We start from the raw sequence: 12035 nt of genomic DNA on the forward strand, positions 1-12035 counted from the left end.
CCTGATCCTCAGGCGCGGCGCTTGTGCTTGGCATCGTCCGACCGCAGCTGCTGGATGCGCTCGAAGTAGCCCGGTTCAATGCCGGTCGGGTAGTGGCCGTTGAAGCAGGACGAATCGAAGCTGCGCAGCGCCGGGTTGCCTTCGCTCACCGCCGCTTCCATGTCTTCCAGGTCCTGATAGATCAGCCAGTCGCAGCCCAGGTGGGCCTCGATCTCTTCCACCGTGCGGTTGTGCGCGACCAGCTCTTCAGCCGCCGGCATGTCGATGCCGTAGATGTTCGGGTAGCGCACCGGCGGCGCGGCGCTGGCCAGATAGACCTTGCGCGCGCCCGCGTCACGGGCCATCTGCACGATCTGCTGGCTGGTGGTGCCACGCACGATCGAATCGTCCACCAGCAGCACCACGCGGTTGCGGAACTCCAGGTGGATCGGGTTGAGCTTGCGGCGCACCGACTTCACGCGTTCGCCCTGCCCCGGCATGATGAAGGTGCGGCCGATGTAGCGGTTCTTGATGAAGCCCTCGCGGTACTTCACCCCAAGTACGTTGGAGATTTCCAGCGCCGCGTCGCGCGAGGTGTCCGGGATCGGGATGATGGTGTCGATGTCATGATCCGGGCGCAGGCGCAGGATCTTCTCGCCCAGCTTGATGCCCATGCGCATGCGCGCCTTGTGCACCGACACGTTGTCGATCATCGAGTCCGGGCGCGCGAAGTACACGTATTCGAAGATGCACGGGGTGTGCTCGGCCGGCTCGGCGCAGATCTCCGAGAACAGCTCGCCGCGTGCAGTGATGACCAGTGCCTCGCCCGGCTGCACGTCGCGCACGCGCTGGAAGCCCAGCACATCCAGCGCGGCCGACTCGGACGCCACGATGTACTCGTCACCCTCGGCATGGCTGCGCTTGCCCAGCACCAGCGGGCGGATGCCATGCGGGTCGCGGAAGGCGACCAGGCCCAGGCCCAGCACCACGCTGACCACCGCATAGCCGCCCTTGCAACGGCGGTGCACGCCGGCCACCGCGCGGATCGCGGCTTCCGGGCTGAGCTGGCGCTGCTGTTCCAGCTCGTAGGCGAACACGTTCAGCAGCACTTCGCTGTCCGAATCGGTGTTGACGTTGCGGCGGTCCTGTTCGAACACCTGCTGGCGCAGCGCCTCGGTATTGATCAGGTTGCCGTTGTGGGCCAGCGCGATGCCGTACGGCGAATTGACGTAGAACGGCTGCGCCTCGTCCATGCCTTCCGAACCGGCGGTCGGGTAACGCACGTGGGCGATGCCGACGCTGCCTTCCAGGGTGGACATGGTGCGGGCATCGAACACATCGCGGACCAGGCCGGTGGCCTTCTGCACGCGCAGGCGGCTGCCATTGGCGGTGGCGATGCCCGCCGCGTCCTGGCCACGGTGCTGGAGGACGGTCAAGCCGTCATACAACTGCCCGGCGACGTTCTGGTTGCCGACGATTCCGACGATGCCACACATGATGCGAGGTCTCCGCTGGGCTGTGCCCAGTTACAAGGAAGGTGGCCGTACCTGGCCGCGGTGGTCGCCGCGCACGCGGTCGACGTTGGCCGGATCGCCCGGCTCGATACTGTCCGGCAGTGCAGGAGCATCCGGGCGCACTTCCGCCGGATCGTAGGAATCGCCCTGTTCCGCTTTCGCAGGCCGCAGCCATCCGCTGCCTGCCACTACCTGGTTGAGGATGCCATTATCGCCTGCCGCGCCCGGCTTTCCCAACCCGGCGCCTGCGTTCTTGCCCAACTCCATCAATGCAGATGGGGACAGCGCGTCGGTCGGCAAGGCCTTGGGCAGCAGATCGGCCCCGGGAACCTCCCAGTGCGGCAGCTTGCTGTTCATCCACGCAACGGTGGGATTCAGCAGTGGCCGCACCGCCGAGCGCTGCCAGGAGGGCTCGGCAGTCAACGGGGTGAAACTGCCCAGCAGCAGCAGGATCGCGGCGATCAGGCCGCCCCGCACGGCCCCCAGCACCCCGCCCAGCAGGCGGTCCAGGCTGGTCAGCATGCTGCGGTGGACCAGAGCCTTGATGACCATGCCGATCACCGCAACCACGATCATCACGCCGATGCCGACGCCCAGGTAGCCGCCGACGAAGTGTTCGCCACCGGGGGCCGCCGGGGCAGCCCACCAATGGGCGGCATCATTGCCGAAGGCGAAGGCCGCCCACGCGGCCAGCAGCCACGACAGGGTGCCAATGACGATGCCGACGAAGCCGCGCAGCATCCCCAGCAGGGTGGAGGCGGCGATCACGATCAGCAGCACCACGTCGATCATGGCGCCCCGCTCCTTCGGCGGCGCTGGCAACGCGGCTGCGCGTGGGTCATGGGTGCGGCCGGACCATGCCGGCGACGCCGACCTTGGCGGCGACCTGCGCCTTCAGCTGCTCGGCATCGCCACGGTTGGCCACCGGCCCGACGCGGACGCGATGCAGGGTGCCCTTTTCGGTGCGCACCTGCTCGACAAAAGCACTGAAGCCGGCGGCGCGGACCTTGTCGCGCAGGGCGTTGGCATCGTTGGCCTGGCCGAACGCGCCCAGCTGCACGGCAAAGCCGACGCCGCTGGCGGCCGGTGCTGCCGGCGTGGCCGGGGCCGTTGCCGGCTTGCTCGCGGTGGCCTCCGGCTTCGGCTCGGGCTTCGGGGTTTCGGGCTTCGGCGCCGGCTTCGGCGGCTCGGGCTTGGCCGCCGGAGTGGTCGTTGCAGTCGGCGTACTCGGCGGCAGGCTTTCACTGCGCACCGGGTTGCTGCTGGCCGACGGCGCGGTGGCGGCGGATGGGGTACTGGCGCTCGGCGTAGCCGGTGCCGGGGTGGCTGCCACCGGGGCGCTGCTGTCCGCTGCGGCATCCAGGGTGATCACTTCGGCCTTCACATCGGCACGGATCTTCACCGCCTGCAGGCGGGCGGCCTCGGCCTGTGCACGGTCGGCGTACGGCCCCACGCGCACACGCCATGCCTGACGGCCGTTGATGATGGTCGCTTCTGCGAAGCCCGGCAGCTGCGAGCGCTGCAGGTAGGCAATCACGGCATCGGCGTCGGCCTTGCTGCCGTAGGCGCCGAAGGTGACGGCGTAGTTGCCGGCAGCAACCGCCGGGGAGGTGTCCACGGTCGGCGGCGTGGCCGGCGTGGCGGCGTCCTGCAGCGGCTTGGCCTGCCCGGTCTGCAGGCCGGTGGCACCACCGGCCGGAGCCACCAGCGGTAGTTCACGGGTTTCGAACTGGCCATCGGCCGGCGCGTCCGGCGCGGCGATCGGCACCGAGGCCACACCGCTGTCCGGTGCAGGTCCCTTGACCAGCATCGGCAGGAAAATCACGGCCAGTGCGACCAGCACGATGGCACCAATCAGACGCTGTTTCAGAGGCGTATCCACGTGAGGCGGCAACTGTCCGGAGGTTGCGGTCGATTATACGGGTGCCGGACCGGACGGCGTCGGGATTGGCTGAACGTGGCTCAGGCGTTGCGCTGCAGCCACTGCAACGCGGCGGCGGCGGTATGGAAGGAGCCAAACACCAGTACGCGGTCACCGCGCTCGGCCCGGTCCAGTACCTGCGCCAGCGCCTGCTCGACCGAAGCGGCCAGCTGCGCGCTGCCAGCATCGGTCTCGGCCAGGCGCGCCTGCAACTGGGCGGCACTCTGGCCGCGCGGGCCGTCCAGGCCGGCAAGGGTCCACTCGCCAACCACGCCCTGCAATGCCCGCACCACACCCACCGCGTCCTTGTCCTGCAATGCGGCATACACCGCCAAGGTGCGCCCGGCCGACGCTTCGGCCTTCAGCGCGCGGGCCAGCTGGCCCGCCGCCTGCGGGTTGTGCCCGACGTCGACGCGGATCTGCACGCCATCTCGCTCGAACGCCTGCAGCCGACCCGGGATACGCGCCGCCGCGATACCAGCGGCCCACGCCGCGCGCGGCACCGGCTTGTCCAGCGCGCGCAGCGCAGCAATGGCGGCACCCGCATTGGCCAGCTGGATCGGCCCGGCCAGCGCCGGGGTTGGCAGTTCCATGCGCAGGCCAACGTCCCGCCAGCGCCAGCGCTGGGCATCGATCGGCTCGTAGAAATAGTCGCTGCCGCCGCGGATCGCGTTGGCACCCACCAGGTAGGCCCGTGCGAGCACGCTCGACGGCGGGTCGGTCTCACCCAGGATCACCGGCTTCCAGCCACGGATGATGCCGGCCTTCTCGGTGCCGATTGCTTCGCGGTCTTCGCCCAGCCATTCGGCATGGTCGATGTCCACAGTGGTGATCACGGCCACATCGGCGTCGACGATGTTGACCGCATCCAGGCGACCGCCCAGACCCACTTCCAGAACCGCCAGGTCCAGCCCGGCGTCGGCGAACAGCTGCAGCGCGGCCAGCGTGCCGTACTCGAAATAGGTCAGCGTGGTCTCGCCGCGTGCGGCCTCGACGGCGTTGAACGCAGCAACCAGCGCCGCATCGTCCACGTCCTGGCCGTCGATGCGCACGCGCTCGTTGTAGCGCAGCAGATGCGGCGAGGTGTACGCGCCAACCTTCCAGCCGGCGGCACGTGCAATGGCTTCGATGAAGGTGACGGTCGAGCCCTTGCCGTTGGTGCCACCAACCACGATGGTGCGCTTGCCCGGCGCCCCCAGGCCCATCGCGGTGGCCACGGCGCGCACGCGCTCCAGGCCCATGTCGATGGTCGCCGGGTGCTGGCGTTCAATGTAGTCCAGCCAGTCGGCCAGGGTGGTCGGGGTGTTCGTCACGGCAGGGGTTCCAGCAGAAGCAGGTGGTTCGGGAATCAGAGGGCGCGGTGCTTGGCTTCGCCGAAGAACGGCGTGTGGTGGGCGCAGTCGTTCAGGCGCACCACTTCCAGGCTGTCCAGGTCGGCGCCTTCGAGCAGGTTGAGCGTGGTCGGTGCCTGGCGGAAGGTCCACAGCCGGGAAAGCGGCAGGCCCAGCACCTTGCACAGGATCACGCGGTTGACCGCATCGTGCGCAACCACCAGCAGGGTGTCGTGCTCGCCGAGGCCTTCGGTGGCGCGGGCCAGGCCACGCCAGCTGCGCTCCAGCACCAGGCGCAGCGATTCGCCGCCGGGCATCAACACCGTATCCGGCTCCTCGCGCCAGGCCTGCAGGCGCGACGGATCCTTCTCGTGGATCTCGCTGGCCAGCAACCCTTCCCATTCACCGTGGGCGATTTCCTGCAGCTCCGGCTCGGTCAGCAGCATGTCGGCGCGGGCGGCGCCAAGCGCCAGCTGCGCGGTCCGCTGCGCGCGCGACAGCGGCGAGGCGACGGCACGGGTGATGTCCACCGAGGCCAGGCGGGCACCCAGGGCCTGGGCCTGGGCTTCGCCGATCGGCGAAAGCGGGATGTCGATCTGGCCCTGGTAGCGGCCTTCGGCGTTCCACGGCGTTTCGCCGTGGCGGGCAAGCAGGATGCGCATGCGTGCAAGGGGTCCTGGGGGGAGGAGGTTTCCGCGTTTCGTTCACATCCTGTGAAGCACGCGGAACAGGGATGATACCTGTTCGGCGCACCGGGCCGGGCCGGGCATGAAAAAACCCCGCGACGTGGGTCGCGGGGTTTCGGGGTTTCCGGCCATCGGGTCGAGGTTGCCGGCCAGCGGCCGGCACTACCGCAACCGGTTTATTTCGCCAGGTTCAGTTCCTTCAGCAGCTGCGGCGCCGGCGCCACTTCCTGCATGATCCACTGCATGTAGCGGCTGTCGACGGCGATCATGCGGGTCATCACCGGGTCGAACACCCAGTTGGAGCTGACCGATTCCCAGTTGCCATCGAAGGCCAGGCCGACCAGCTTGCCGTTGGCGTCCAGCACCGGCGAACCCGAGTTGCCGCCGGTGATGTCCAGGTTGGACAGGAAGTTCACCGGCACCGAACCGATGCGCTTGTCTTCCAGGCCGCCGTAACGCTTGGCCTTGACCGCATCGAGCAGCGCCTTCGGCGAATCGAACGGATCTTCACCGGTCTCCTTCGCCGCCACGCCTTCCAGGGTGGTGAACGGGGTGTACGTCACGCCGTCCTTGCCATAGCCCATGACGTTGCCGAAGGTGATGCGCAGCGACAGGTTGGCGTCCGGGTAGACAAACTCACCCTGGCTCTTCTTGTAGTCGGCCACGGCCTGCAGGTACAGCGGGCGCGCGGTCAGCGATTCGCCTTCGCGGATCTTCTTCTGCTCTTCCTGCTTCAGCAGTGCCGGCATGACAGCCACGGCGTACTGGATGGCCGGATCGCTGCTGGCTTCAAACGCGGCACGGTCGGCCTTGAACCACTTCAGGCGTGCATCCAGGCTGCCCAGCTCGGTGCCCGACAGCTTGGCCACCACCGACTTCACCGCAGCGGCATCGCTGCCGGCCAGCCACTTGTTCAGCACGTCATTGTCGCGCTGCGCGGCCGGCAGGGCCACGTACTGCTCCAGCCAGTAGGCCTGCAGCTGCTGGTCCATCTTCGCCACGTAGCGACGATCCATCTGCTTCAGGCCACCTTCGATGGTGGTCAGGTCGCGTTCCTGGTAACCGGCTTCGCGTTCGGCATCCGGCTTGCTGCGCTCGATCGACAGGCGGTACAGGGTGATCGCCGCGCCAACGGCCGAGGTGTTGTTGAACTGGCCGACGAACAGGTCGCGTTCGCGGGTGGCCTTGCTGGTATCCAGATGCTTGAGCAGCTGCGCGTGTGCGGCCAGGGCCGGCTTGCCGGCAGCGCCCTGCTTCTTCAGCCACGCCAGCACGGCGGCTTCTTCAGCCTGCTTCTGGCCAGCGGCGTCGATGCGCTTGAAGCCTTCCAGCTGGCCCAGGTAGTTCTTGGCCACGTTGTTCATGCTGGCGGCGGTGGCGGCGTACTTCACCTTGACGTCGGCGTCGGCCTTGCCGGCGTCGGCGATCAGCTTCAGCACCGCGTTGTAGTGCTTGGCGATGGTCGGGTAGGTGAAGCTGGCGGTTTCGTTGAACTCACCGGCCAGCGCGTAGCGGTTGGTGCGGCCCGGGTAGCCGGCCACCATCACGAAGTCGTCGGCGCCCAGCGGCTGGTCGGCGAACTTCAGGAAGTGCTTGGGCTGGTACGGCACGTTGTCGGCGGCGAAGGCGGCCGGCTTGCCGTCCTTGCCGACGTAGGCGCGGTAGAACGAGAAATCGCCGGTGTGGCGTGGCCACATCCAGTTGTCGACGTCGCCGCCGAACTTGCCGACGCTGCCCGGGGGCGCGTAGACCAGGCGCACGTCCTTGATTTCCATGTTGCGGAACAGGCGGTAGGTGTTGCCGCCGGAGAAACTGTACAGGCGGCAGCGGAAACCGGCATCGGCCTCACAGGCGGCAACCTGGGCCTTGTCGAAGGCGTCCAGCGCGCGGCTGCGGGCCAACGGGTCGTTGCCGGCGGCGGCGATGGCGGCCTTGGCCTGGGCGGTGACGTCGGTGATCTGGTCGAGCACGAACACGCGGGCGTTCGGGCCGGCGCTCAGTTCGTCCTTCAGGGTCGGCGCGTTGAAGCCGTCCTTGATCAGGTTCTTCTGCGCGGTCGAATTCAGCTGGATGGCGCCATACGCGCAATGGTGGTTGGTGACCACCAGACCCTGCGGCGAGACGAAGCTGGCGGTGCAGCCGCCGAGGGCGACGACCGCGCCCATCGGGTCGCCGGTCAGGTTGGACAGCTGCTGCGGGGACAGCTTCAGGCCGGCCTTCTGCAGCGGGCCGGCGATTTCCGGCAGTTGCTGCGGCACCCACATGCCTTCAGCGGCATGGGCGATCTGGGCCAGGCCGAGGCTGGCGACGATGGAAAATGCAAGCAGGTTCGAGCGCATGGAGCAGCCCCTGGTAGTGGAACCCTCGATTGTAGCCCGCCGCCCTGCCCCGGCCGAACCCCGGAAGTCATGGGCCTGCTTCTTGCTCTGCCACGCGCACGTCGGCCGCGCACACGGAAATCGTCCAGAGGGGGCGTGGTCACCCTGGACGGGACCGTTGGCGCCATGGGCCGGGCGCATGCGACTGGCGGGTTGGGCAGGACGCCCAACCCCGGTCTTGCCGTGTGCGCAGGATAGCGCGCACGAGCAAGGCGCCATCGAGCACCATGGATGGGCTTTTGCGTGTCCCGGCCAGGGTGACCACGCCCCCTTTCCCGGATCAGGGAGGCGCCGCTGTTCGCAGTACGTTCGAAACGCCCACCGGCGCACGCCTTTCGTTCCACCACTGCACCCGCAGCGCAACATGGGAAATCCGCGCGGCACCCTATAATCCGCGCTTTCCCCCTGATGAGTTCCACCCCGATGGCGCAGCAAACGATGAAGGCCCTGGTCAAGCGCGAAGCAGCCAAGGGCATCTGGATGGAAGAGGTTCCGGTGCCGACTCCGGGCCCCAACCAGGTGTTGATCAAGCTCGAGAAGACCGCGATCTGCGGTACCGACCTGCACATCTACCTGTGGGACGAGTGGAGCCAGCGCACGATCAAGCCGGGCCTGACCATCGGCCATGAGTTCGTCGGCCGCATTGCCGAAATCGGCCCGGGCGTGACCGGCTACGAGATCGGCCAGCGCGTCTCGGCCGAAGGCCACATCGTCTGCGGTCATTGCCGCAACTGCCGGGGCGGCCGCCCGCACCTGTGTCCGAACACCGTCGGCATCGGCGTCAACGTCAACGGCGCGTTCGCCGAATACATGGTGATGCCGGCCAGCAACCTGTGGCCGATCCCGGACCAGATTCCGTCGGAGCTGGCCGCGTTCTTCGATCCTTACGGCAACGCCGCGCACTGTGCGCTCGAATTCGATGTGATCGGGGAGGACGTGCTGATCACCGGTGCCGGCCCGATCGGCATCATCGCCGCCGGCATCTGCAAGCACATCGGCGCGCGTAACGTAGTGGTGACCGACGTCAACGACTTCCGCCTGAAGCTGGCCGCCGACATGGGCGCTACCCGCGTGGTCAACGTGGCCAACCAGTCGCTGAAGGACGTGATGAAGGAACTGCACATGGAAGGCTTCGACGTGGGCCTGGAAATGAGCGGCAACCCGCGCGCTTTCAATGACATGCTCGACTGCATGTACCACGGCGGCAAGATCGCCATGCTCGGCATCATGCCCAAGGGCGCCGGCTGCGACTGGGACAAGATCATCTTCAAGGGCCTGACCGTGCAGGGCATCTACGGCCGCAAGATGTACGAGACCTGGTACAAGATGACCCAGCTGGTGCTGTCCGGTTTCCCGCTCGGCAAGGTGATGACCCACCAGCTGCCGATTGACGATTTCCAGAAGGGCTTCGACCTGATGGAAGAAGGCAAGGCCGGCAAGGTTGTTTTGAGCTGGAATTGACCCTTCGCCGTGCGCGATGGGTGGGTGCCGAGCTTGCTCGGCACACCTTGAAATTGAAAAAGGCGCCCGATGGGCGCCTTTTTCTTTGGTGTTGCCGGCCAGCGGCCGGCACTACCCGTAACGCCTTCGGCGTTACTTGCCGACGGCGACGCTCAGCATCACCCGGCTGTGGGCCAGCTTGCCGGAGTTGTCACGGCCGTTGCCGTCGGTGCCGTAGTAGCCCAGGCCGACGTTGAACAGGCCGAACTGGCGCGCGACGCCGACGTTCCAGTCGGTGTAGTCCTTGGCGATGCCGTCCTCGAAGGTGCTGCGACCGACGTTGGCATTCAGGGTGAAGTCTTTCGGCAGGCCCCAGCTGCCGCCCAGGCCGAAGTACCAGCCATCGGTGCTGCTGTTCCAGACATCGTTGGTGTAGGCGACCGTCAGCTTGTAGGTCTCATCCAGCGTGGTGGTGGTGATCAGCTCGTTGTAGTTCAGCTCGCTGGCACCGAGGTAGGTGTAGCGGTTCAGCAGGGCGTCGAAATTGACGCGGGGCGTGACGTCAACGCCATAGCCAATCTGGTAGTCGACCTCGGTGCTCGGGTCGCCCGGACCGAAGTCGACGCCCGAACCCCAGACACCGGCATACAGGCCGACCGGCGAGGTGTAGGTGAACCCCGCCTGCAGGGTCGGCTTTTCGTCGGTCTGTGAGACACCACGGAACAGGTAATCGGAAACGGCGGTGACGTTCCAGCTGTACGGCGATTCGTCTTCCTGGGCACTGGCGGTGAACGGGGCGGCCATGGACAGGGCAGCGGCAATGGCGAGGCAGGCACGGGCGTGCTTCATGAGCGTCTCCGGTGGGGGCGGTGGCGTGGCGCGGAAGGCGGGGCGGCCGGAGCGGGACAGCGCCGGTTCACGAATTTGAACCCGTTTGCTATTGCGATGCAACATGTGCCCGCTGTGGTGACGCCGCAACTGCGCCGGTTGGCAAGCGGCGATGCCCGGTAGAATCAGCGGTTTCCCCGCTCAGAACCGTGCCCACGCCATGACCGACCCCTCCTCCGCCCTGACCCGCCACTACGCCGAGGAACTGGACGCCATCCGCGCCCAGGGCCTGTTCAAGTCCGAGCGGATCATCACCAGCCCGCAGTCGGCCGAGATCACCCTCGACGACGGCCGCACGGTGCTGAATTTCTGTGCCAACAACTATCTGGGCCTGGCCGACCACCCGGACCTGATCCAGGCCGCCAAGGACGCGCTGGACAGCCACGGCTTCGGCATGGCGTCGGTGCGCTTCATCTGTGGCACCCAGGACCTGCACAAGCAGCTGGAGAAGCAGATCGCCGATTTCTTCGGCAAGCAGGACACCATCCTGTACGCGGCCTGCTTCGATGCCAATGGCGGCCTGTTCGAGCCACTGCTTGGCGAGAATGACGCGATCATTTCCGACGCACTGAACCATGCGTCGATCATCGACGGCGTGCGCCTGTGCAAGGCCAAGCGTTTCCGCTACGCCAACTGCGACATGGCCGACCTGGAAGCCCAGCTGCAGGCCGCCGATGCCGCCGGCTGCAAGACCAAGCTGATCACCACCGACGGCGTGTTCTCGATGGACGGCTTCATCGCGCCGCTGGACGAGATCACTGCGCTGGCGAAGAAGTACAACGCGCTGGTGCACATCGACGAATGCCACGCCACCGGTTTCCTTGGCGCCACCGGCCGCGGTTCGGCCGAGGTCAAGGGCGTGCTGGAGAAGATCGACATCATCACCGGCACCCTGGGCAAGGCCATGGGTGGCGCACTTGGCGGCTTCACCTGCGCCAGCGCCGAAGTGATCGAACTGCTGCGCCAGCGCTCGCGCCCGTACCTGTTCTCCAACTCGCTGCCGCCGCACGTGGTGGCCGCAGGCATCAAGGCATTCGAAATGCTGGCCGCCGCCGACGACCTGCGCAGCACGCTGGCCGAGAACACCGCCTACTTCCGCGAAAAAATGACCGCGGCCGGTTTCGACGTGAAGCCGGGCGTACATCCGATCAGCCCGGTGATGCTGTACGACGCGCCGCTGGCACAGAAGTTCGCCGAGCGCCTGCTCGAAGAAGGCATCTATGCGATCGGTTTCTTCTTCCCGGTGGTACCCAAGGGCCAGGCGCGCATCCGCACCCAGATCAGCGCCGCGCACAGCCGCGAGCATCTGGACCGCGCGATCGATGCATTCACGCGCATCGGCGTCGAACTGGGCGTGGTCAAGGGCTGACCGCACCGGGGTCGGATCCCCAGGGGTAGCGCCGGGCCATGCCCGGCGATTTCCCGAAAGCCGCGCCATGCGCTCGCCGGGCACGGCCCGGCGCTACCGAAATGACGCGCGACGCGCGTCACTTCTTTTTCTTCTTGCCCTTCGGCTCGTCCTTGCTGGCCACCACCACCGGCTTGGCGGCGGCATCCTGGCCATTGCCCTTGGCTACGCGGATACCGTTGGCCTTCATCCAGGCATCGAACTCATCGGCGGTCATCTTCTTGTCGCCGTTGCTCATCAGGAAGCGGTAACTGCCGCGACCATCCAGCTCCGGGGTCTTCACTTCCACCACCGGGGTCTCGGCCGGCGTTTCCGCCTTGGCCACCTTCTTGTGGCCACCACAGGCGCTCAGCAGCACCATCGGCAGAAGCAGGCCTGCGCAGCGCAGGGTTTGATTGAGGGTCAGGTGGTACATGGCAGGCTCCGTTCGGGATATTCGACAGCCAGGCGCCCCCTACGCCTGGAACGGCGGCCGGCAAACGCCGGCCAC

At 67.1% G+C, this 12035-nt stretch carries 10 protein-coding genes; 2 read left to right on the plus strand and 8 right to left on the minus strand.

Going from position 1 to position 12035, the window contains the following annotated elements; translation table 11 throughout:
• Window positions 1-8 precede the first annotated feature (8 nt).
• From purF to BN1263_RS06975, 6 genes are all read right to left on the minus strand, one after another.
• Window positions 9-1475, minus strand: a complete 1467-nt coding sequence (gene purF / locus BN1263_RS06950) for an amidophosphoribosyltransferase (RefSeq protein ID WP_049414284.1) — start codon at window positions 1473-1475, stop codon at window positions 9-11.
• A 30-nt stretch (window positions 1476-1505) separates the two neighbouring features.
• Complete coding sequence (locus tag BN1263_RS06955) at window positions 1506-2285, minus strand: CvpA family protein (RefSeq protein ID WP_019659549.1); 780 nt, start codon at window positions 2283-2285, stop codon at window positions 1506-1508.
• Window positions 2286-2331: 46 nt separating this feature from the next.
• On the minus strand, window positions 2332-3375 hold the full coding sequence (locus tag BN1263_RS06960) for an SPOR domain-containing protein (RefSeq protein ID WP_058980337.1): 1044 nt from the start codon (window positions 3373-3375) through the stop codon (window positions 2332-2334).
• A gap of 80 nt (window positions 3376-3455) precedes the next feature.
• Window positions 3456-4727 carry a bifunctional tetrahydrofolate synthase/dihydrofolate synthase gene (folC, locus tag BN1263_RS06965; protein WP_058980338.1) on the minus strand — a complete coding sequence of 424 codons (1272 nt, stop codon included), beginning with the start codon at window positions 4725-4727 and terminating at the stop codon, window positions 3456-3458.
• A gap of 35 nt (window positions 4728-4762) precedes the next feature.
• Window positions 4763-5407: a histidine phosphatase family protein gene (locus BN1263_RS06970; protein ID WP_005408242.1), complete on the minus strand. Its 645-nt coding sequence runs from the start codon at window positions 5405-5407 to the stop codon at window positions 4763-4765.
• Between the two features lie 200 nt (window positions 5408-5607).
• Complete coding sequence (locus tag BN1263_RS06975; RefSeq protein WP_058980339.1) at window positions 5608-7770, minus strand: S46 family peptidase; 2163 nt, start codon at window positions 7768-7770, stop codon at window positions 5608-5610.
• Window positions 7771-8247: 477 nt separating this feature from the next.
• Between BN1263_RS06975 and tdh the strand changes: the two genes are divergently transcribed.
• Window positions 8248-9270 carry an L-threonine 3-dehydrogenase, zinc-binding type gene (tdh, locus tag BN1263_RS06980; RefSeq protein WP_005415442.1) on the plus strand — a complete coding sequence of 341 codons (1023 nt, stop codon included), beginning with the start codon at window positions 8248-8250 and terminating at the stop codon, window positions 9268-9270.
• 132 nt (window positions 9271-9402) lie between these two features.
• On the opposite strand, the gene BN1263_RS06985 is transcribed toward tdh, so the two are convergent.
• Window positions 9403-10098 carry a TorF family putative porin gene (locus BN1263_RS06985; protein ID WP_021202258.1) on the minus strand — a complete coding sequence of 232 codons (696 nt, stop codon included), beginning with the start codon at window positions 10096-10098 and terminating at the stop codon, window positions 9403-9405.
• A 199-nt stretch (window positions 10099-10297) separates the two neighbouring features.
• Between BN1263_RS06985 and kbl the strand changes: the two genes are divergently transcribed.
• Entirely contained in the window at window positions 10298-11506 is a 1209-nt protein-coding gene (gene kbl / locus BN1263_RS06990) for a glycine C-acetyltransferase (RefSeq protein WP_021202257.1), read from the plus strand.
• A 118-nt stretch (window positions 11507-11624) separates the two neighbouring features.
• Here kbl and BN1263_RS06995 read toward each other — a convergent pair whose 3' ends face one another.
• Window positions 11625-11960 (minus strand): hypothetical protein, encoded by a 336-nt coding sequence (locus tag BN1263_RS06995; RefSeq protein WP_019659556.1) that lies wholly within the window; start codon window positions 11958-11960, stop codon window positions 11625-11627.
• Window positions 11961-12035 lie beyond the last annotated feature (75 nt).

It is taken from the genome of Stenotrophomonas thermophila (genome assembly GCF_001499715.1).
GTDB lineage: Bacteria > Pseudomonadota > Gammaproteobacteria > Xanthomonadales > Xanthomonadaceae > Stenotrophomonas > Stenotrophomonas hibiscicola.

Excerpts from the sequence above, each read along its gene's own strand:
- purF (WP_049414284.1), bottom strand. The coding sequence starts at position 1,475 with ATGTGTGGCATCGTCGGAATCGTCGGCAACCAGAACGTCGCCGGGCAG.
- BN1263_RS06955 (WP_019659549.1), bottom strand. The coding sequence starts at position 2,285 with ATGATCGACGTGGTGCTGCTGATCGTGATCGCCGCCTCCACCCTGCTG.
- BN1263_RS06970 (WP_005408242.1), bottom strand. The coding sequence starts at position 5,407 with ATGCGCATCCTGCTTGCCCGCCACGGCGAAACGCCGTGGAACGCCGAA.
- BN1263_RS06975 (WP_058980339.1), bottom strand. The coding sequence starts at position 7,770 with ATGCGCTCGAACCTGCTTGCATTTTCCATCGTCGCCAGCCTCGGCCTG.
- tdh (WP_005415442.1), top strand. The coding sequence starts at position 8,248 with ATGAAGGCCCTGGTCAAGCGCGAAGCAGCCAAGGGCATCTGGATGGAA.
- BN1263_RS06985 (WP_021202258.1), bottom strand. The coding sequence starts at position 10,098 with ATGAAGCACGCCCGTGCCTGCCTCGCCATTGCCGCTGCCCTGTCCATG.
- kbl (WP_021202257.1), top strand. The coding sequence starts at position 10,298 with ATGACCGACCCCTCCTCCGCCCTGACCCGCCACTACGCCGAGGAACTG.
- BN1263_RS06995 (WP_019659556.1), bottom strand. The coding sequence starts at position 11,960 with ATGTACCACCTGACCCTCAATCAAACCCTGCGCTGCGCAGGCCTGCTT.